Source organism: Micromonospora okii, assembly GCF_020884795.1.
Lineage (GTDB): Bacteria > Actinomycetota > Actinomycetes > Mycobacteriales > Micromonosporaceae > Micromonospora > Micromonospora okii.
In genome coordinates this window covers 428,953-449,910 of the sequence record NZ_BBZF01000012.1, presented here as the reverse complement: position 1 = coordinate 449,910, position 20,958 = coordinate 428,953, and the positions used below count along the sequence as shown (strand labels likewise).

At 71.8% G+C, this 20,958-nt stretch carries 16 protein-coding genes; 6 read left to right on the top strand and 10 right to left on the bottom strand.

Translation table 11 applies throughout. The annotated features are described in order from the left end of the window. Nucleotides 1-84 precede the first annotated feature (84 nt). The 6 genes from LPU43_RS01370 to glgC all read right to left on the bottom strand — a co-directional run bounded on the left by LPU43_RS01370 (nucleotide 85) and on the right by glgC (nucleotide 7,240). Nucleotides 85-1,080 (bottom strand): NAD-dependent epimerase/dehydratase family protein, encoded by a 996-nt coding sequence (locus LPU43_RS01370; RefSeq protein ID WP_229397996.1) that lies wholly within the window; start codon nucleotides 1,078-1,080, stop codon nucleotides 85-87. After that, nucleotides 1,077-1,805, bottom strand: a complete 729-nt coding sequence (locus tag LPU43_RS01365; RefSeq protein WP_229397994.1) for a nucleotidyltransferase family protein — start codon at nucleotides 1,803-1,805, stop codon at nucleotides 1,077-1,079. Before LPU43_RS01365 ends, LPU43_RS01370 begins: the two co-directional genes overlap by 4 nt. Nucleotides 1,806-1,864: 59 nt before the next feature. Further along, complete coding sequence (locus tag LPU43_RS01360) at nucleotides 1,865-3,250, bottom strand: lipopolysaccharide biosynthesis protein (RefSeq protein WP_229397992.1); 1,386 nt, start codon at nucleotides 3,248-3,250, stop codon at nucleotides 1,865-1,867. Nucleotides 3,251-3,263: 13 nt separating this feature from the next. Further along, entirely contained in the window at nucleotides 3,264-4,208 is a 945-nt protein-coding gene (locus LPU43_RS01355) for an NAD-dependent epimerase/dehydratase family protein (RefSeq protein ID WP_229397991.1), read from the bottom strand. Between the two features lie 89 nt (nucleotides 4,209-4,297). Then, complete coding sequence (gene pgm, locus LPU43_RS01350; protein WP_229397989.1) at nucleotides 4,298-5,938, bottom strand: phosphoglucomutase (alpha-D-glucose-1,6-bisphosphate-dependent); 1,641 nt, start codon at nucleotides 5,936-5,938, stop codon at nucleotides 4,298-4,300. 69 nt (nucleotides 5,939-6,007) lie between these two features. After that, entirely contained in the window at nucleotides 6,008-7,240 is a 1,233-nt protein-coding gene (gene glgC / locus LPU43_RS01345; protein WP_229397987.1) for a glucose-1-phosphate adenylyltransferase, read from the bottom strand. A 95-nt stretch (nucleotides 7,241-7,335) separates the two neighbouring features. On the opposite strand from glgC, the gene glgA reads away from it, so the two are divergent. After that, nucleotides 7,336-8,562: a glycogen synthase gene (gene glgA, locus LPU43_RS01340; protein ID WP_229397985.1), complete on the top strand. Its 1,227-nt coding sequence runs from the start codon at nucleotides 7,336-7,338 to the stop codon at nucleotides 8,560-8,562. A 24-nt stretch (nucleotides 8,563-8,586) separates the two neighbouring features. Here glgA and LPU43_RS01335 read toward each other — a convergent pair whose 3' ends face one another. Beyond that, nucleotides 8,587-9,750 carry a helix-turn-helix domain-containing protein gene (locus LPU43_RS01335; RefSeq protein WP_229397983.1) on the bottom strand — a complete coding sequence of 388 codons (1,164 nt, stop codon included), beginning with the start codon at nucleotides 9,748-9,750 and terminating at the stop codon, nucleotides 8,587-8,589. 418 nt (nucleotides 9,751-10,168) lie between these two features. On the opposite strand from LPU43_RS01335, the gene LPU43_RS01330 reads away from it, so the two are divergent. Beyond that, nucleotides 10,169-10,396, top strand: coding sequence for a GntR family transcriptional regulator (locus tag LPU43_RS01330; protein WP_229397981.1), 228 nt, complete (start codon nucleotides 10,169-10,171; stop codon nucleotides 10,394-10,396). A gap of 341 nt (nucleotides 10,397-10,737) precedes the next feature. Here LPU43_RS01330 and LPU43_RS01325 read toward each other — a convergent pair whose 3' ends face one another. Next, complete coding sequence (locus tag LPU43_RS01325; RefSeq protein WP_229397979.1) at nucleotides 10,738-11,349, bottom strand: dihydrofolate reductase family protein; 612 nt, start codon at nucleotides 11,347-11,349, stop codon at nucleotides 10,738-10,740. A gap of 232 nt (nucleotides 11,350-11,581) precedes the next feature. On the opposite strand from LPU43_RS01325, the gene LPU43_RS01320 reads away from it, so the two are divergent. Continuing rightward, nucleotides 11,582-12,430: an SDR family oxidoreductase gene (locus LPU43_RS01320; protein WP_229397977.1), complete on the top strand. Its 849-nt coding sequence runs from the start codon at nucleotides 11,582-11,584 to the stop codon at nucleotides 12,428-12,430. A gap of 119 nt (nucleotides 12,431-12,549) precedes the next feature. On the opposite strand, the gene LPU43_RS01315 is transcribed toward LPU43_RS01320, so the two are convergent. Then, on the bottom strand, nucleotides 12,550-12,726 hold the full coding sequence (locus LPU43_RS01315) for a hypothetical protein (protein ID WP_229397976.1): 177 nt from the start codon (nucleotides 12,724-12,726) through the stop codon (nucleotides 12,550-12,552). A 36-nt stretch (nucleotides 12,727-12,762) separates the two neighbouring features. Beyond that, nucleotides 12,763-15,852 carry an RHS repeat-associated core domain-containing protein gene (locus LPU43_RS01310; RefSeq protein WP_229397974.1) on the bottom strand — a complete coding sequence of 1,030 codons (3,090 nt, stop codon included), beginning with the start codon at nucleotides 15,850-15,852 and terminating at the stop codon, nucleotides 12,763-12,765. On the opposite strand from LPU43_RS01310, the gene LPU43_RS01305 reads away from it, so the two are divergent. The 3 genes from LPU43_RS01305 (at nucleotide 15,839) to glgB (ending at nucleotide 20,958) form a co-directional block, all read left to right on the top strand. Then, nucleotides 15,839-16,075, top strand: a complete 237-nt coding sequence (locus LPU43_RS01305; RefSeq protein WP_229397972.1) for a hypothetical protein — start codon at nucleotides 15,839-15,841, stop codon at nucleotides 16,073-16,075. The genes LPU43_RS01310 and LPU43_RS01305 overlap by 14 nt on opposite strands. 696 nt (nucleotides 16,076-16,771) lie before the next feature. After that, nucleotides 16,772-18,868, top strand: a complete 2,097-nt coding sequence (locus tag LPU43_RS01300) for an alpha-1,4-glucan--maltose-1-phosphate maltosyltransferase (RefSeq protein ID WP_229397970.1) — start codon at nucleotides 16,772-16,774, stop codon at nucleotides 18,866-18,868. Further along, a complete protein-coding gene (gene glgB / locus LPU43_RS01295) occupies nucleotides 18,856-20,958 on the top strand; it encodes a 1,4-alpha-glucan branching protein GlgB (protein WP_229397968.1) in 2,103 nt (700 codons plus the stop codon). Before LPU43_RS01300 ends, glgB begins: the two co-directional genes overlap by 13 nt.

The window sequence follows — 20,958 nt, the reverse complement described above, 5'->3', positions numbered from 1 at the left end:
CCCTTTCGTCCTGGTGCCGGCCGCCGCCGTCCGGTCGCGGGGGCGGGGCCGCTTTCCGGGCGCCGCCGCGCGGGCCCGGGGGTCCTAGCGGGCGCTCGCGGCCCAGCTCGCCTCGTGGCCGCCTGCGGCCGGGCTCGCCCCGCCGCCGCCCACGGTCAGGCTCGCCCCGTCGCTGCCAGCGGCCCGGCTCGCCTCGCCTCCGCCGGTAGCGGCCCAGCTCGCCTCGACCGACTCGGCGAGGTCGTGGGCGGGCGCCCAGCCGACGCAGGCGCGCAGGCGGGCCGCGTCGCCGCACATCCAGTCGACCGCCGCCGACCGCGCCGGGGCGGGGCGGTCCTCGCGGACGGTCCCCGGGAAGCCCGCCACCTCGGCCAGGAGCCGCACCACCTCGCGGGCGGGCACCGCGCTGCCGCTGGCGACGTTGAACACGCGGTAGGTCAGGGGGCCGGCGAGGGCGAGCGCGGCCACGGCCGACGCGACGTCCCGCACGTCGACGAAGTCGCGGCGCGCGCCGAGCGGGCCGACCGAGACGTGCTCCTCCCCCGCCACCAGCGCCCGCCGCAGCAGGTGGGCCACGCGGCCGAGCAGGTTCTCCTCGGGCACGCCGGGCCCGAGGGGGTTGAACACGCGCAGCGTCACCCCGTCGACCCGGCCGGCCTCGGCGGCCACCTCCAGCAGCCGGGTGGCGGCGAGGTGGGTGATCCCGTACGCGCTGACGGGCCGGGCCGGGTCGTCCTCGGTGACCGCGCGGCCGGCGGGGACGGGACCGTACTCGCCGGCCGAGCCGAGGCGGACCAGGCGGGCGGCGGGGGCCTCGGCGGCGACGGCCTCGACCAGTTTCGCGGTGACGGCCACGTTGGCGGCGACCAGCTCGTCGAGGCCGCCGGTCAGCCGCCCGGTGCAGTTCACCACCGCGTCGGGCCGCACGGCGGCGAGCAGCCCGCGCAGCGCGGCGACGTCGCACCCGACGAGGTCGAGGTCGACCCGGCCGGGGCAGGTCAGGGTCGCGGCAGGAGCGAGCGCCGCCCGGACGTGGCGGCCGATGAAGCCGGACGCGCCGAACAGCAGCACGCGGGTCACACCGGCTCCCGGCTGCGGGGGGTCAGCAGCAGCGGTCGGATGCGCTCGAACGCCCGGTTGGCCTCGTCGTAGTCCTCGGGCCGCCCGATGTCGAGCCAGAACCCCTCGAAGTCGTAGCTGGCCGGTGGGTCGCGGCGGGCGAGCAGGTCCAGCACGAGCTGGTCGAAGCCGAAGGCCAACCCCTCCGGGTACGCGGCGATGGTGCGCTTCGACAGCCCGTACACGCCCATGCTGACGTGGTAGTCGAGGACGGGCTTCTCGCTGAACTCGACCACCCGGCCGTCGCGCACCGCCAGCACCCCGAAGTCGATCTTCACGGTGCGGTGGTAGGTGGCCACGGTCAGCGGGGCGGTCGACGCGGCGTGCGCCCGGAGCAGGTCGCCGTAGTCGAGGTCGGTCAGCACGTCGCCGTTCATCACGAGGAAGTGCTCCGGCAGCCGGTCGCGCAGGCCGAACAGCGGGCCGATGGTGGACAGGGGCACGCTCTCCTCGACGTACTCGATCTTCAGGCCGAACCGCGAGCCGTCGCCGACGAAGGCCCGGATCAGCGAGCCGAGGTGGTTGATCGCCAGCGTGACGTGAGTGAAGCCGCTGCGGACGAGCTGGTGCAGGACGATCTCGAGGATGGCGTGGCTGTCACCGATCGGCACCAGCGGCTTGGGCAGCGAGGTGGTGTACGGCTTGAGCCGCGTCCCCTTGCCCCCGGCCATGATCACTGCATGCATCGCACCGCCCGGTCTCTCGTCGCAGCCTCACCACACCAAACGACCGATATGGGGCACAGTTATGCGATTCTCCGCGCCGTGACCATGACGCGGTGGTAGCCGTAGAGCGCGGCGGGGACCAGGGTGCACAGGTAGGCCAGCGTCGAGACGTACGGGACCGCCGCCACGCCGTAGGCGCGCGCGGCCCACCATTTCCCCGCCACCGACAGCACGAGGTAGCCGCCGCCGGCCAGCAACTGGGGCCGCACCAGGCCCGCCGCGTTCTGCACCATCAGCAGCGGCGACGTCACGGCCAGCAGGACCGACCAGGCCCCCAACCCGACGAGCAGGGCCCGGTCGTCGCCCATCGGCGTGCCCAGCCACGCGGTGAACAGCCGGTTCCCGGCCACCACCAGCACCACCGAGGGCACCAGGGCGACGACCCCCGACAGCACGCTCGCCCGCACCACCGTGCGCCGCACCCAGCGCAGTTCCCCCCGGGCGAGGGCGTCGCCGTTCGCCGACCACAGCGGCAGGTTCACCAGCCCCGCGAAGCCGCCCAACTGGTTGAACACGCGGGCCGGCACCGCGTACGCCACCACCGCGCCGAGGCCGACGGTGTGCGCGACCAGCAGCGGGTCGGCGTTGAGGGCGAGGGCCATCAGCAGGTTGCCGGCGAAGAAGAGCCCGCCCAGCCGGTGCAGGTCCCCGGCCAGGCCCCGGTCGACGTGCCGCCAGCCCGGCCGCAGGTGCGGCATCGCCCACCGGTACAGCCACGCAGAGGCCGCCACGTTGGTCAGCGGCGTCCACAGCACCGACGCCGCCACCACCGCCACCGGCGGCAGGCCGGCGGCCACCGCCCCCAGCACCAGCGGCAGCGAGCAGAGGTACCCGGCGGCCTGCCACAGGTTGTTCTGCCCGACCCGCTGGTAGGCGTAGAGGACGCGGGTCACCAGGGACAGCGGGATGTTGACGACGAAGACCGTCAGGCAGACCAGGGAGACGTCGCGCGCGTCGGCGGCGCTCACCGCCCCGGCGGCGTTGAACAGCCCCCGCCACGGGATCACGTCGGCGAGCAGCCACAGGGCCGCGCAGCCGCCGAGGGCGACGGCCCCGAGCAGGACGTACGCGGTGGAGATGTACCGCCGGGCGCGCCCGGCGTCGCCGGTGGCGTAGCAGGGGGCGAGGCGGGTCATCAGGCCCTGCCCCAGGCCGAGGTCCGCGAAGATCGCCATCGCGGTGACCGTGGTGACCGCCGTCCACAGGGCGTACATGTCCGCGCCGACGTACCGCAGGGTCACCGGGATGAGCACGAGCGGCACCAGGATGCCGGCGCCCTTGCCGAGGGCGGCGGTGGCGATCCCGGTGACCAGGCGGCGGCTGCGGCGCGACCCGGACGGCTCGGCGGGGGCCTCGCGGGCCGGGGCGGCGCGGGGCCGGTCCAGCAGGAGCCGGCGACGGGCCATCTCCCCGCCCGGCCTAGCGGCCGGCGAACGCGCGCGCGGACATCCAGGCCACGGTGGCCTCCAGCCCGGCCCGCAGCGGGTGGCGGCGTGCCGAGGGGAACAGCTCGCGCAGCCGGGCGCAGTCGGCCTGGGAGTCGCGCACGTCACCCGGGCGCGGCGGCCCGTGCACCACGTCTAGCCGGCGGCCCAGCACCGCCTCCAGCTCGGCGATCAGCTCCAGCAGCGAGATGCGCGCGCCGAAGGCGAGGTTCACCACGTCCGGCGCGCCGACCCCGCGCAGCACGGCCTCGACGATCACCGACGTGACACTGCCGACGTAGGTGAAGTCGCGGGTCTGGGTGCCGTCGCCGTGCACCCGCAGCGGCTGCCCGACGAGCGCGGCGGAGACGAAGCGCGGCACCACGGCCGCGTACGCGTGGTCGGCCGCCTGGCGGGGGCCGTAGACGTTGAAGAAGCGCAGCGGCAGCACCGTGACGCCGTAGCAGGCCGCGTACGCGACCGCGTACGCCTCGGTGGCGAGCTTCGACACCGCGTACGGGCTGACCGGCATCGGCCGCAGCGTCTCCCGGCGGGGCAGGACGGGGTTCGCCCCGTAGACCGACGACGACGAGGCGAGGACCACCTGGCCGACCCCGTGCCGGCGCACCGCCTCCAGCACGCTCAGCGTGCCGGTGGCGTTGGCGTGGTGGCTGCGCAGCGGGTCGTCGATGGAGCGCGGCACGGAGCCCAGCGCGCCGAGGTGCACCACGGCCGCCGCGCCGGCCACGGCCTCGTCGAGCAGGTCGGGGTCGCAGACCGAGCCGGTGAACAGCCGCACGGGCAGGTCGAGCAGGTTGTCGAGGGAGCCGGTGGAGAGGTCGTCCACCGCCACGATCTCGCCGATCCCCGGTGCGCCCGCCAGCGCCCGTACGAGGTTGGAGCCGATGAAACCGGCGCCTCCCGTGACCACGACCTTCACCCGGTCCCCCTGTGGGCTGCCCTGCACCGCCTGACGAGTCGATAAACGACCCCGGCGGCATCGGGTGACGCAGGGTACGGGCCGGCCGGTCAGCCGGAGAGCACGGCCGTGACCAGCTCCTTCGCCTCATCCTGGATGCGGGTCAGGTGCTCCGGCCCCTGGAAGGACTCGGCGTAGATCTTGTAGACGTCCTCCGTGCCGGAGGGGCGGGCGGCGAACCAGCCCGACGCGGTGGTCACCTTCAGCCCGCCGATCGGGGCGCCGTTGCCCGGCGCGGCGGTCAACGTGGCGGTGATCGGCTCGCCGGCCAGCTCGGTCGCGGTGACCTGCTCGGGCGACAGCTTCGCCAGCACGGCCTTCTGCTCCCGGGTGGCCGGGGCGTCGATGCGGGCGTACGCGGGCGCGCCGAAGCGCTCGGCCAGCTCCGTCCAGTGCTCGCTGGGGGTCCGCCCGGTCGTGCCGATGATCTCGGCGGCGAGCAGGCAGAGCAGGATGCCGTCCTTGTCGGTGGTCCAGGCGCTTCCGTCGCGGCGCAGGAACGACGCCCCGGCGCTCTCCTCGCCCCCGAAGCCGACCGCGCCGTCGAGCAGGCCGGGCACGAACCACTTGAAGCCCACCGGCACCTCCAGCAGCGGCCGGCCCAGGTCGGCGGCGACCCGGTCGATCATCGAGGAGGAGACCAGGGTCTTGCCCACGGCCGCGTCCGGCCCCCAGCTCGACCGGGTGCGGAACAGGTGCGCGATGGCCACGGCGAGGTAGTGGTTCGGGTTCATCAGGCCCCCGTCGGGGGTGACGATGCCGTGCCGGTCGGCGTCGGCGTCGTTGCCGGTGGAGACCTGGTAGTCGGCGCGGGCGGCGATCAGCGACGCCATCGCGTTCGGCGAGGAGCAGTCCATCCGGATCTTGCCGTCGCCGTCGAGGGTCATGAAGCGCCAGGTCGGGTCGACCGCCGGGTTGACCACGGTGAGGTCGAGGCGGTGCCGCTCGGCGATCTCCCCCCAGTACGCCACGCTGGCCCCGCCGAGCGGGTCGGCGCCGATGCGCACCCCGGCGTCGCGCACCGCGTCGAGGTCGAGCGCGGCGGGCAGGTCGTCGACGTAGCGGGCGAGGAAGTCGTACTCCCCGGTCGTGTCGGCGGCGCGGGCCCGCGCGTACGGGATGCGCCTGACCTCCTTGCCCCCGGCGGCCAGGATCGCGTTCGCGCGGTCCTGGATCCACTTCGTGACGTCGGTGTCGGCAGGGCCGCCGTGGGTCGGGTTGTACTTGAACCCGCCGTCGTCGGGCGGGTTGTGCGACGGGGTGATCACGATGCCGTCGGCCAGGCCGGAGGTGCGCCCCCGGTTGTGGGTGAGGATGGCGTGCGACACCGCCGGGGTGGGCGTGTAGCCGTCGCGGCTGTCCACCAGCGTGGTGACCCCGTTGGCGGCGAGCACCTCCAGGGCGTCGACCGCCGCCGGGGCGGAGAGCGCGTGGGTGTCCCGGCCGAGGAAGAGCGGCCCGTCGAGGCCCCGCTCCCGCCGGTAGTCGCAGAGCGCCTGGGTGACGGCGAGGATGTGGTCGGAGTTGAAGCCGTTGCGCAGGCTCGACCCGCGGTGCCCGGAGGTGCCGAAGGAGACCTGCTGCGCCGGGTCGTCGGGGTCGGGGTGCTCGGCGTAGTAGGCGGTGACCAGCCGGGGCACGTCGACCAGGTCGGCGGGCTCGGCGGGCTGACCGGCGCGGGGGTGGGCCACTGCGGAAACCTCCAGGGACGGTACGGGCGCGCTTGCTCTTTCCCGGCCTGCGCCGGGGTCACACCTGGCTCAGGGCTCGATCCGCTGGCCCTTGCCGATCACCACGATGCCGTTGTCGGAGACCGTGTAGCGCTGGCGGTCCTTCTCCAGGTCGACGCCGATCTCGGCCCCCTCGGGGACGACCACGTTCTTGTCTAGGATGGCGCGGCGGACCACGGCGTGCCGGCCGATGTCCACCCCCTCCATCAGCACCGCGCCGTCGACGTGCGCCCAGGAGTGGACCTTCACCTTCGGCGAGACGATCGAGTTCTCCACCAGGCCGCCGGAGATCACCGCGCCGGGCGAGACCATCGAGGCCACGGCCCGGCCGACCCGCTCGCCCCACTGGTGGACGAACTTCGCCGGCGGGTACGGCGGCTGCGCCGTGTAGATCGGCCACTCGAAGTTGTAGAGGTTGAACACCGGATGCACGTTGATCAGGTCCATGTGCGCGTCGTAGAACGAGTCGAGCGTCCCCACGTCCCGCCAGTAGCCGCGGTCGCGGTCGGTGCTGCCCGGCACCTCGTTGTCGCGGAAGTCGTAGACGTTGGCCTCGCCGCGCTCGACCAGCATCGGGATGATGCTGCCGCCCATGTCGTGCTTGCTGGTCTTGTCCGCCGCGTCGCGCTCGACGGCCTCGCAGAGCGCCTTCGTGGTGAACACGTAGTTCCCCATCGAGGCGTAGATCTGGTCCGGGGCGTCGGGCAGGCCCACCGCGTCGGTGGGCTTCTCCCGGAACGCGCTGATGCGCCGGCCGTCGGAGCCGACCTCGATCACGCCGAACTGGTCGGCCATCGACAGCGGCTGGCGGATGCCGGCGACGGTCACCCCCGCGCCGGAGGCGATGTGGTCCTCCACCATCTGCCGGGGGTCCATCCGGTAGATGTGGTCGGCGCCGAAGACGATCACATAGTCCGGCTGCTCGTCGTGGATCAGGTTGAAGCTCTGGTAGATGGCGTCGGCGGAGCCGGCGAACCACCAGGGGCCCCGGCGCTGCTGCGCGGGCACCGGCGTGACGTAGTTGCCGAGCAGCGTCGACATCCGCCACGTCTTGGTGATGTGCCGGTCCAGTGAGTGGGACTTGTACTGGGTCAGCACGACGATCTTGAGATAGCCGGCGTTGGCGAGGTTGGACAGGACGAAGTCGACCATTCGGTACATCCCGCCGAACGGGACGGCGGGCTTCGCCCGGTCCGTGGTGAGCGGCATCAGGCGCTTGCCCTCCCCACCGGCCAGGACGATCGCGAGCACCTTGTCAGCCATGCAAAGACGCTAACCACCCCGCCCCGACTTCACCACTCGGACGGGCACACTCGCCCACCGGGTGGGCGGCCGGCTTCCGCGCTAGGGTGCCGGACATGACGGACCCCGCACCGCTGCGCGTCGACCTGCTCACCCGCGAGTACCCCCCGGAGGTGTACGGCGGGGCCGGGGTGCACGTCGAGTACCTGGCCCGCGAGCTGCGCCGCCTCGCCGACGTGCGGGTGCGCTGCTTCGGCGCGCCGCGCACCGAGCCGGGCGTCACCGCGTACGCCGAGCCGCCCGGCCTGGCCGGCGCGAACGCCGCGCTGCGCACGATGGGGGTGGACCTGGAGATGGCCGCCGGCTGCGCGGGGGCCGACGTGGTGCACAGCCACACCTGGTACGCCAACCTCGCCGGGCACACCGCGAAGCTGCTGCACGGCGTCCCGCACGTGGTCACCGCGCACAGCCTGGAGCCGCTGCGGCCGTGGAAGGCCGAGCAGCTCGGCGGCGGCTACGCCCTCTCCTCATGGTGCGAGCGCACCGCCTACGAGTCGGCCGACGCGATCGTGGCGGTCAGCGCGGGGATGCGCGTCGACGTGCTGGCCGCGTACCCGGCGGTGGACCCCGACCGGGTGCGGGTGATCCACAACGGCATCGACACCGCCCAGTACGCCCCGGACACCGGCACGGACGTGGTGGAGCGGCTCGGCATCGACCCCACCCGCCCCAGCGTCGTGTACGTGGGCCGGATCACCCGGCAGAAGGGCCTGCCGTACCTGCTGCGGGCGGCCCGCGACCTGCCGCCCGACGTCCAGCTCGTGCTGCTCGCCGGCGCGCCCGACACCCCCGACATCGCCGCCGAGGTGGAGGGCCTCGTCGCCGAGCTGCGGGCCACCCGCTCGGGCGTGGTCTGGGTGGCGGAGATGCTGCCCAAGCCCCAGGTGATCCAGGTGCTCACCCACGCCACGGTCTTCGTCTGCCCCTCCGTCTACGAGCCGATGGGCATCGTCAACCTGGAGGCGATGGCCTGCGAGACGGCGGTGGTCGCCACCGCCACCGGAGGCATCCCCGAGGTCGTCGCCGACGGCGAGACGGGCCTGCTGGTGCCCATCGAGCAGGCGACCGACGGCTCCGGCACCCCGCTGGACCCGGACCGCTTCGTGGCCGACCTCTCCTCGACGATCAACGCCGTGCTGGCCGACCCGGCGCGGGCCGCCGAGCTGGGGCGCGCGGGGCGGCGGCGCGCAGTCGCCCACTTCTCCTGGGATGCCGTCGCCGCCCGCACCCTCGCGCTGTACGACGCGGTAAGGAAGGGCCCCCTGTTAACGCCTACGGTATAGAAGGGCACCCCTCTCACACCCCGCTCAGGTGACGTGGAGGGTGGCGGCGAGCCGGAGCAGGCCGGGTGGGGTGGCGTCGGACCGCGCCACGGCGGCCACCAGGTCGCGTACCGCGGGCCGATCATGCACCTCGCCGCGCGCGGTGCGCTCCGCCTCCAGCACCGCCCGGCCCGCCCGGAGCATGTCGCCGGCCAGGGCGTACGCGCGGGCGACGTCGAGCAGGTACGCGGCCCGGTGCTCGGTCGGCAGCCACCGCCAGCCGTCGCCGGCCACCAGCCGCTCGTGCCCTACCGTCGCCGCCGTGACCTCGCCGAGGGCGGACTCGGCCACCACCCGCGCGGCCTCGACCGCCGCCCGGCCGAAGCTCCCGCCGCCGGCACCGGCGTCCCCGGCAGCCGCCCCGGCCTGGTCGAGCAGCTCCCGCACGCCGCGCTCGTCGCCCGGACCGGCGGCGGCGGCGAGGGCGGCCTGGATCAGCAGCGTCCCGAGGAGGAACGGCTCGCCCGCAGGGGCCCCTCCGAATCTCGGCGACGTGAGCCGGTGGGCGGCGACGAGGGCGACCTCCGTCGCGGACTGCCGCCGGCCGCCGTGCCGAAGGGCCTGAGCCAGCGGCACGGTGGCGGCGGCCGCCACCCACGGGTCGTTCGTCGCCAGGGCGGCGGCCATTCCCCGGTCGGCGGCCAGCCAGGCCAGCTCCCCCTGGTCGACCTTCAGCAGCGCCAGGGCGACGAGCCCGTACACGTCGACCAGCAGGTGGTCGGCCGCCCGTCCCGGGCGGGCTGCCCGGGTGGCGTCGAGCAGGCCGGGCAGCAGGGCGAGCAGAGTCGAGTGCCGGGCGTGCCGGTAGGTCTGCTCCGCATGGTCGACCCGGGTACGCAGCTCCGGCAGGTCGGGCGGTCGGGCCGAGCCCTCGACGTGGTACCGGGCCAGGGCGACCCGCAGCCCCTCCACGCCCGCCGCAGCGGGGTCGGGTTGCTGCGGCTGCTCCGCCAGCAGGACCTCCAGGTCTATGCGGAGCGTCTCGGCGATCTCACGCAGGTTGGACATCCGCTCCAGCCGGCGCACCCCGCGCTCGACCTTGTCCACCCAGCTCTTCGACTTGCCGAGGCGGTCGGCGAACTGCTGCTGCGTCATGTTCCGCCGCACCCGCCACTGCGCGACCCGGCGGCCCACCGGCAGCTCGTTCACCGCCGGCCCGTCCCGCTCACCCGAGGATCCCGAACAAGAGCAGCACGAGTACGACCAGCGCGATCACGACGCCGTAGGCGTACTGCCGCCGGGCCAGGGGCGCGCGGGCGGGGCGGGCGGGGCAGGGGACCCGGTCCCCGTCTGGGAGCGGAGGCGGGGCACCAACGACGTGATACGGGATCGACGGTGGGCGTTCACCAGAAGGCTCACGCATCGTGACTCCTCGGATTTCCGGGGTTGTAGGGGTGCCGGGCGAGGCGAAGAGATCCGTGAAGACCTCGCCCGGCGGGGCGCGCCGTCGCCGAACGGAGAGCGCCACCGCAGTCACGGTAAGTCTCATTGGTACCAAAGTCAACGAAGAAGTTGAACAGAATGAGGTGGCATGGTCGAATCGGGCTGCCGAACGGAGACAGCACCCATGACCATCCCGATGGGCTATCGGAAGATAGCCGCCGACCTGCACGCCCGCATCCAACAGGGCGAGTACCCACCGGAGACGAAGCTGCCAACGTACGCCGAACTGGCCCAGCTTTACTCCGCGAGCGTCTCCACCGTCCAGCGGGCGGTGATGCTGCTCCAGGCCCAGGGCATCATCGTCGGCGTACAGGGCGCTGGCCTCTACGTGGCGGCGACACCGCCCGCCTAGACCGGCTCGACAACGTCGTTCCGCCGTCCGGCCGACACGGGGTCACGCCGCGCCCGATGCGATTCGGGACAGGATGCGGCGTGGCCGAATCGGACGAACGGGGCACGCGTCCAGAAGGTCGACTCGATGTCGGCGGCATTGCGCGTTCATCAGCCTTGGGTTCACCCCATGTCGCCGACACGGAGTCGATCACGACGGCTCGGCCCGCCAGCGGCGACGACCGCCCGGCACGATGCTCCCCGTCAGGGCTGCCACCGACCGAGCCATGATCGTCTGCTGGTTTGCGAGAGTTTCGTCGGCGTGTCGTCTCATTCATCTGCAAACGATCATGGCGGGTCGGCTCAGGCGGTGGTGACCTCGGCCTTGACGTCGTCGTAGCCGACCTTCGCGGGCGCGGCGGTCGGCGCGTAGTTCACCCGGATCACGCCCGTCGGGAAGACCTCCGTCGCCAGCACCCGCAGGTGGTACGGCGCGTCGCCGTCGTCGAACAGCCTGCGCCCCTTGCGCGCCGCCACAGGGTGCACCAGCAGGCGCAGCTCGTCCACCAGCCCCGCCGCGAGCAGTTGCCGCACCACGGAGATCGACCCGGGGATGAGGATGCCCCTGACGTCGGCGTCGGCCTTCAGCGCGGCGACGGCCTCGACGAGATCACCCTCGACCAGCTCGGAGTTGCGCCAGGAGAACACCAACGGCTGGCGCGAGACGACCACCTTGCGCATGTCGCCCAGCTCCTTGGCGAACGCCGCGTCCTCCCCGCCCGCGGCCTCGCGGTCGGGCCAGGCCCCGGCGAAGCTGTCGTAGGTCTCGCGGCCGATAAGCAGCACGTCGGCCGTGTCGTAGTCCTCGCCGACGGCGCGGCCCATGTTCTCGTCGAAGTACGGGAGGTGCCAGTCCGGGTCGATCTCGGCCACCCCGTCGGCGGAGATGAACAGCGTGGAGACAACCTTGGCCATCGCCAGGGTCCTTTCGGCTCGGGCCGACCGGCGGTCGGGTCGGCAGCGGGTGGGAGTGCCACACCAACAGAACGAGACCGGATGTGACACGGACGACATCCTGGCCTACCCGTCCGACAATTCGAGCCGACCGGCGTCAGGGCTTTCCGCGCCGAAGCGGCCACCATCCGCCGGCATCCGGCCGAGACTGGACGGGCCGGATCCGGCCGGCTGCTGGCAGGAGGGAACCGACATGGGTACGTACGCGGTGACCGGCGCCGCCTCGGGCATGGGCAGGGCGTCGGCGGAGCGACTGCGCCGCGACGGGCACACCGTCGTCGGCGTGGACCTGCGGGACGTGGAGGTCGTCGCCGACCTGTCCACCACGGCGGGGCGCGCGCAGGCGGCGGCCGAGGTGCTGGAACGCGCCGGGCACCGGCTCGACGGGGCGGTCTGCGCCGCCGGGCTCGGCGGCATCCCCGGGCGGGACCGGATCGTGCAGCAGGTCAACTTCTTCGGCGTCGTGGACCTGCTCGAGGCGTGGCGGCCCGTGCTGGCCGCCGCCGGCAACAGCAAGGTCGTGGTGTTCGGCTCGAACTCCGTCACGCTCACCCCGATGGTGCCGGAACGGGCCGTGCGGGCCCTGCTCGCCCGCGACCCCGACCGGGCGCTGCGCGCGGTGGGGCGCTTCGGCAAGCGGTCGGCGCCGTTCGCGTACGCGAGCTCGAAGCTGGCGGTGACGCGGTGGGCGCGCCGGGCGGCGATCTCGCCGCAGTGGGCAGGCGCGGGCATCCGGGTCAACGTCCTGGCCCCCGGGATCATCGCCACGCCGCTGCTGGAGGAGCAGATCGCCCGGGGCGACAAGGAGTCGGTCGAGCAGTTGGCCGTGCCGATCGGCGGGCGCGGCAGGCCGGCGGACGTCGGCGAGTGGGTGGCGTTCATGCTGTCGCCGGCCGCCGACTTCCTCTGCGGGTCGGTGATCTTCCTGGACGGCGGCTCGGACGCCTATTTCCGCACCGACGACTGGCCCGTCTCGACCGGGCCCGCCGGAGTGTTCCGGTACCTGCGCCGCGCGAAGGCCTGGCGGGCCACCCGACACTGATCCGGCCCTCCTTTGCGCGGGCGACCTGCCTATGGGGCGCGGATGCTAATCCAGGGAAGGCCGCGACAGCTACGGGCCTTCCCTGGATCAGCTTCGCCACTCACATCAGCGCGTTCTACTCACTCGCGCTCGCGCATAATGTAATAGATTATCATTCCCACCAGTGCCGCAAGGAATCCGCCAAAGATCGTTATCACGAGGAGTCCCCGGTCAGATTTCGACCAGTCTGCGGTCAGCGTCTGAAACAGAACGCTCCCGGCCAGGCCGACCACAAAAACGGTGAGCCCGACCTTCACGCTGAACTTCATAGGACCAAAAACCAATCTTTATCTTTATGATGGGTTGTAGAGGTTCCCAGCAATGCCCGCAAGGCCCAGCATGCTGTTTTCAACAGCCGCCGCGGGATCGCCGCCAGTCAATAGTGCAGTGGTGGTACCAGCGAGAGCCCCAAACGTGGCACCGGCGACTGCCGCACCACCGGCGCATGCCAAGAGAGTGACTCCCATAGTTACCGGCGCGCCGGCCATGCACATTCCCATCACACCGGCCGCCGCTATCCCGCTGACGGCATTTCCAACGATGCCAGCGGCCCAGTCCTCCGGCGACTGGCCGGTGGGGTCGACGTAGTTGACGGGGTTGGCCCCTGCATAAGCGTAGCGGTTGCCGTGTTCCGGGTTGCCGATGAAGCTGAGGTTGTCTTGTTGGGTGAAGCGGCCTTGTTGGGGGTTGTACCAGCGCTGGCCGAGCTTGGTCAAGCCGGTGGCCTGGTCGTAGGTGCCGCCGGTGTAGCGGATGAGGCTGTTGGTGCCGAGGTTGGTTTCGTCGGTGGTGGTGGCGTTGCCGTAGGGGTCGTACTTGTAGGTGGCGGCGAGGGTGCCGTTGGCCTTGACGGCGGCGACGGGGGTGCCGAGACCGTCGAGGACGAACGCAGTGTCGGTGCCGTTGATGCGCAGCCCGAGGGGGGTGCCGATGGCGTCGCGTTCGACGTAGACGGTGGTGGCGTTGGCGGTCCAGGACTGGAGCCAGGGCATGCCGTGCTGGTCCTCGTAGCCGTACTGCATGGTGGTGGTGCCGGCGCGGGTGAGTTCGACCTGGTCGGTGCCGGCGTAGGCGTAGGTGCCGGTGTTGGCGCCGGTCATCTGGTTGGCGCCGTTGTAGGTGACGGGGTTGACCGCCGGGCTGCTGGTGCGGGTCTGGTTGCCGCGGTTGTCGTACGTGTTGTTGGTGGTGGTGATCTGGTTGGCGGTGTTGAACGTCAGGGTCTGGGTGGTGGTGCCGTCGACCTTGACGCTGGTGCGGTTGCCATTGCTGTTGTAGGCGTACTCGTAGGTCTTGCCGTTGAAGTTGGTGGCCTTGGTCAGCCGGTTGGCCTCGTCGTAGGTGAACTCGCTGATCGCGGCGTTGGTTTCGTCCTTCTGCCACTGGCGCAGGCCGGTGTCGTCGTCCTCGTCGGTCGAGCAGGGCTGCCCCGAGGTGTACTCGGCGTAGCAGTAGGTGACGTCGAAGATGACCACGGGGGCGGCGGAGTTGCGGGTGGCGGTGATACGGGTGGGCCGGTCGGACTTGTCGTAGACCGTCTTGACGCGCAGGGCGTAGACGCTGTTGGTCGCGTCGGTGGCGAACCAGGTGTTGAGGCGGTTGCCGTCCTTGTCGTAGGAGTAGTTGTAGCGGGTGCCGCCGGCGGTGTCGGTGCGGACCAGCCAGTTACGGGTGTTGTAGTAGTTCGTGGTGGTGCCCCGGCCGTCGGTCAGCTCGGTGAGGTTGCCGGCGAGGTCGTGCTCGTAGAGCAGGGGCGTCGCACCGGGGTTGGTGCGCTTGTGGAGCCGGTTGAGCTGGTCGTAGACCCAGGTGGTGGTGCCGGTGGAGTCGGTGCGGCTGATCAGGTTACCGGCGCGCCCGTATTCGAAGGTGACGTCGGACGCCGCCCCGCAGCCGGAGTAGCTGGTCTTCTGGAGGCGGTCGTCCTTGCTCCACTCGTTCGTGGTGGTGCATCCGCCCTGGGTGGTGGTGGCGATCCGGCCGAAATCGTCGTAGGTGAACGTCTTGACTGCCAGGCCGTTGCCGGTGGGCGGGGTCAGCGTGGTGATCTGCTTGTGGCTGTCGTAGGTGTAGGTGGTGGGGTTGTCGGTGTTGGCCGGGTCGGTGGAGGACTTGACGGTGCCGTTGCTGTTGTAGTCGACGTCGGCCTTGGCCGCCATCGCGTCCTCGGTGGAGGTGCGGTTGCCGGCACCGTTGTAGGTGTAGGTGGAGCTGTTGCTCTGGGTGTCGATCGACGACGAGGGCTGGAAGTTCGCCGTCGGGTTCGTCGAGGTCGCCGCGTTGGCGTACGCCGCCGAGGCGCTCGCCCCCGACGGCGAGGCTGACTTCGTCAGCGACTCGCCGGCGTTGGCACCGTAGGTGTTGGTGACCGTGCCGCCCTCGGGGCTGACGTCGGTGGCCACGTCGCTGAACGGGGTGTAGGTCTTGGAGCGCTCGTTGCCGGCCGGGTCGGTGGTCTTGGTGACCCGCTTGTCGCCGTTGAGGTCGTAGGTGGTGTGCGGCACCGACGCGACCGGCTGCGACAGGTCCTGCCGGGGGTCGGCGACTTTGGTCTGCGACGAGGTGGGGTACGCGAAGCGGGTGGTCGCGCCCTGGCCGGTGGCGTTGTTGGTGACCTGGGTGAACGACGTGACCCGGTGCTGGCCGTCGTAGGTGACGGTGCTCCAGGTGTCGTCCTTGGTCAGGATCTTCACCAGGTCACCGGCGGTGTCGTACTCGAACGCCCAGCGCCGGGACGACGCCGGGGTCTGGATGGCCTTGAGCCGGTTGTTGGCGTCGTACTCGTAGGTCACCTCCCGCAGCGTCGTGTAGCCGTCGGTCTGCCGGTACTTCGTCAACCGGCCGCCGGAAAAGGTGGCCAACGCCCTACGGGCGTACGCGTCGCCCCGGTCGGAGGTGACCTCGGTGAGCTGCCCGCCGCTGTAGGTGTAGTTGGTGATGTTGTCGTTGCGATCCTCGGTCTTGTCCAGCAGGCCGTCGGAGGTGAAGAACAACTCCTTGCCGCTGCCGTGCTCGGTCAGCTTCCATCCCGTGCCGTTGTGCGCGAGGGTCGCCTTGAACTCACCGGGCGAGGTGTAGGCAGAGCCGGAGGCCGTGAACTTCCCCACCACCCCGTCGGCGGCCGCGTAGGTCACCGAACCGTCGTCGGCGGGGTACAGCTTGACGTCCTGACCGGATCGGGTCCGCCAGCCCGGACCGTGCGCCCCGCTCTCCAGGTCACTGCCCAGCATCAGACTGTTGAACGCCGCGCCGAGCGTGACGTTCTCCGCGATCCCCGGCAGCGTCAGGTCCGTGCTGCGCAGCATCAGGTTGCCGGACCCGACGTTGACCTTCGCCTCCAGGCGGTCGCTCAGCGAGAACGACACCTGCGTGCCGTTACGCACCGGCCCGGTCCCTTTCGGCACCGACGGTGCCGCCCCCGCCACCGACACCGGTAGTGCCGCACGCGGCGGCGCGTCGAACAACCACACCTTCGACGACGACTGCGGCGACACCTGCGGCGACGACGCCGTCTCCTCCGCCGCCGCAGGCGCGGCGGACACGGCCGGCGGAAGCGCCAGCACCGAAGCGGCGAGCAGCGCGGACGCCACCCCTATGGCCGCATGACGTTGAACCATGAACACTCCTGACCAATAGATGACCGGCAGACCCATTTCTGCCGGAAATTGGACACACCTCACCGCATCCCGGCACGGCATGAACCGAAACCGGCGCAGGCTGAAACAGCACCCCGGAGAGCGGGTGCGAGGAAGTAGGAAGAATAGGATTCTGGCGGGAGAGTTTGCCCCCGATCAGTCGGTAGGCGGCGGGTGGACAACCACCTCACACGTCGGCTCGGCATCTGCCGGAGATGTTAAATCCCGATTCATGCGGGACGCCGCCTCGGCAACAGCGGAATACCCTCGCCGCAACTGTCAGCCCACAGGAGAGGCGCAACGAAGCGCATCACCAACCCTGCGGACCGACTTTGGTCCGGACTCATACCACCCCGTGGATTCGCTCAATTGCCATTCATCAATCGTTGACTTGATGCAAGCTATCCACCGACCAGACCCCGCGTCAAGGACGATTACAAACGGAAAGGATCAAAGCCTTGCAAGCACACAAATCGCCACCACCCGATGACTTTGCGTAATCATGATGTATACGCCGAGCTGCGACCCGCCGGATATCCGGTCATCGCTCCCCGGACGCTTCCCGTCGGCGCAGCCCGGGCGAGCTGTGGCAGCGCGCGTGAGCTGTGGCGGGTGCCAGTGGCGGCTTGGCCGCGCGCGAGACGATCTCGCACAGTAGGTTGATCGGGTGACTGGACGGTTCCCGATCGAAGACGTCTCCCCCGTCGTCTCCTGCGGTCGCTACCCGGCCAAGGCGGTGGTCGGCGAGGCGGTGCCGGTGTCCGCCCGCGCCTACCGGGAGGGGCACGACGCGCTGGGCTGCAACGTGGTCTGGCTCGGCCCCGACGGCGCGGCGCGGCCGTTCACCCGGATGCGCCCCGGCGAGCCCGGCCAGGACCGCTGGCATGCCACGATCCGCCCCGACGCGGTCGGCGAGTGGAGCTTCGCCGTCGAGGCGTTCCAGGACCCGTACCTCACCTGGCAGAACGCGGTCACGAAGAAGATCGCCGCCGGACAGGGCGCGGCGGAGCTGGCCAACGACCTGGCCGAAGGCGTACGCGTGCTGACCGCCGCCGTGGAGCTGGTGCCGGCGGGCGACGCCGAGCGGGTCCGGGCGGCGGTGGCGGCGCTGCGCGACGCCGGGGAGGAGCTGCCCCGGCGGGTCGCGCCGGCCCTCGACCTGGCCGACCTGCTCTGGGCGCACCCGGTGCGCGAGCTGGTCACCACCGGCGAGGAGCACCGGCTCTGGGTGGACCGCCCCCGGGCGCTCTTCTCCGCCTGGTACGAGTTCTTCCCCCGCTCCGAGGGGGCGATCCCCGCCACGGTCGACGCCCCGGCCCGCTCGGGCACGTTCGCCACCGCGATCCACCGGCTGCCCGGGGTCGCGGCGATGGGCTTCGACGTGCTCTACCTGCCGCCGATTCACCCGATCGGCCGGGTCAACCGCAAGGGCCGCAACAACACGCTGGTCGCCGGGCCCGACGACGTGGGCTCGCCGTGGGCGATCGGCGCGGCCGAGGGCGGCCACGACGCCATCCACCCCGACCTGGGTACGCCGGAGGACTTCCGCGACTTCGTGGCCGCCGCCGCCGAGCAGGGGCTGGAGGTGGCGCTGGACCTGGCCTTGCAGTGCGCGCCGGACCACCCCTGGGTGACCGAGCACCCGGAGTGGTTCACCGCCCGGGCCGACGGCACGATCGCGTACGCGGAGAACCCGCCGAAGAAGTACCAGGACATCTACCCGCTGAACTTCGACAACGACCCCGAGGGCATCCGGGCGGAGATCCTGCGGGTGGTGCTGCACTGGGTCGGCGAGGGCATCCGGATCTTCCGGGTCGACAACCCGCACACCAAGCCGTTCGACTTCTGGCACTGGCTGATCGGCGAGGTCAAGAGCGTCGACCCGGACGTGCTGTTCCTCGCCGAGGCGTTCACCCGGCCGGCGATCATGCACGGGCTGGGCAAGATCGGCTTCACCCAGTCGTACACCTATTTCACCTGGCGCACGACGGCCGCCGAGATGCGGGAGTACTGCGAGGAGCTGGTCGCCTCCGTCGACCACATGCGGCCGAACTTCTGGCCCAACACGCCGGACATCCTGCACGAGTCCCTGCAGCACGGCGGCCCGCCGATGTTCAAGATCCGGGCGGTGCTGGCCAGCCTGCTCTCCCCCTCCTGGGGCATGTACGCGGGCTTCGAGCTGTTCGAGCACACCGCCCGCCCCGGCGCGGAGGAGTACCTGGACAACGAGAAGTACGAGCTGCGCCCCCGGGACTGGGCGGGCGCGCAGGCGCAGGGGCGCTCCCTCGCCCCGTTCGTCGCCACCCTCAACCGGGTGCGCCGCGAGAACCCTGCCCTGCACGGGCTGCGCAACCTGGTCTTCCACGACATCGACAACCCGGCCCTGCTGTGTTGGTCGAAGCACGACCCGGAGACCGGCAACACGGTGATCGTGGTCTGCTCGTTCGACTCGCACACCGTGCAGTGGGGCAACACCACCCTCGACATGCCGGCGCTGGGCCTCGACTGGCACGACCGGTTCACCGTGCGCGACGAGCTGACCGGTGCCGGCTACGACTGGGGGCAGCACAACGCGGTACGGCTCGACCCGTACCTGCAACCCGCGCACGTGTTCACGGTGCGCCGGCCCACTCCCCCGGCCGCCGCCGAGCCGGCCGCACCGGCCGCGCCCGACCTGACGGTCGAGGACGTGCCCGCAGACCTTTCCGGGGGCACCGCCCCCACCGCCGCTGCTGACAAGGACGACGCACGATGGACGAGCTGATCGCCGGCGCGGCGCACGACCCGCACGCCGTGCTCGGCGCGCACCCCGCCGACGGGCGCACCACGATCCGCACCCTGCGCCGGGGCGCGGCGGCGGTGACCGTGCTGGTCGGCGACGAGCGGCACGCCACGCGCCGGGTGCACGACGCGGGCGTCTTCGAGGCGGTCGTGCCGGGCGAGGCGCTCGACTACCGGGTCGAGGTCGACGGCGCGCTGCACGACGACCCGTACCGGCACCCGCCCACCCTCGGCGAGCTGGACCTGCACCTGATCGGCGAGGGCCGGCACGAGCGGCTGTGGGAGGCGCTCGGCGCGCGGGTGCTCGATGCGGGCGTGGCGTTCGCCGTGTGGGCCCCGAACGCGCGCGGCGTGCGGGTGGTCGGCGACTTCACCGGCTGGGGCCCCGACGACGGCTGGCCGATGCGCTCGCTGGGCTCCAGCGGCGTGTGGGAGATCCTCGTGCCGGGGGTGCCGGCCGGGGCGCGGTACAAGTACCGGGTGCTGGGCGCCGACGGGCACTGGCGGGACAAGGCCGACCCCCTGGCCGCGTACGCGGAGGTGCCGCCGGCCACCGCGTCGGTGGTGCACCGCTCGACCTACGAGTGGGGCGACGCCGACTGGCTGGCGCGCCGCGCCCGGCGGTCGCCGCACCAGGAGCCGATGAGCGTGTACGAGGTGCACCTCGGCTCCTGGCGGCCTGGCCTCGGCTACCGGGAGCTGGCCGAGCAGCTCACCTCGTACGTCACGGAGCTGGGCTTCACGCACGTGGAGCTCCTGCCGGTGATGGAGCACCCGTTCGGCGGCTCCTGGGGCTACCAGGTCACCGGCTACTACGCCCCCACCTCCCGCTTCGGTGACCCCGACGACTTCCGGCACCTGGTCGACACCCTGCACCGCGCGGGCGTCGGGGTGATCCTCGACTGGGTGCCCGCGCACTTCCCGAAGGACGAGTGGGCGCTGGCCCGGTTCGACGGCACCCCGCTCTACGAGCACCCCGACCCGCGCCGGGGCGAGCACCCCGACTGGGGCACGTACGTCTTCGACTTCGGCCGCCGCGAGGTGCGCAACTTCCTGGTCGCCAACGCGCTCTACTGGCTCGACGAGTTCCACGTCGACGGGCTGCGCGTCGACGCGGTCGCCTCGATGCTCTACCTCGACTACTCCCGCCCCGAGGGGCAGTGGGTGCCCAACGTGCACGGCGGCCGGGAGAACCTGGAGGCGATCGCCTTCATGCAGGAGGTCAACGCCACCGTCTACAAGCACCACGCCGGGGTGGTGATGATCGCCGAGGAGTCGACGGCCTGGCCGGGCGTCACCCGTCCCACCTCCGACGGCGGGCTGGGCTTCGGGTTCAAGTGGAACATGGGCTGGATGCACGACACCCTGCTCTACACCTCGAAGGACCCGGTCCACCGGCAGCACCACCACCATCAGCTCACCTTCTCGCTGGCGTACGCGTGGAGCGAGAACTACGTGCTGCCGATCAGCCACGACGAGGTGGTGCACGGCAAGGGCTCCCTGGTCGGCAAGATGCCCGGCGACACCTGGCAGCGGCTGGCGAACGTGCGCGCGCTGCTGGCGTTCATGTGGGCGCATCCGGGCAAGCAGCTCCTCTTCATGGGCTGCGAGCTGGGCGACGACCGGGAGTGGAGCGAGGAGCGCGGCCTCGACTGGTACCTGCTGCACGACCCGGCGCGGGCCGGCGTGCAGCGCCTCGTCGGCGACCTGAACCGCGTCTACCGCGACACCCCGGCGCTCTGGGCGCAGGACACCGAGCCGGCCGGGTTCCGCTGGATCGCCGGGGACGACGTGGCCAACAACGCCGTCTCCTTCGTCCGCATCGCCCCGGACGGCGCGACGCTGGTCTGCGTGGCGAACTTCTCCGCCGTACCGCTGGAGGAGTACCGCGTCGGCCTGCCCGCCGCCGGCACGTGGGCGGAGGTGCTCAACACCGACGCCCACCACTACGGCGGCTCGGGGGTGGGGAACCTGGGCGAGGTGCACGCGCAGGACGTGCCGTGGCACGGCCTGCCGGCGTCCGTGGCGCTGCGGGTGCCCCCGCTGGGCGTCCTCTGGCTGCGCCGCGACTGA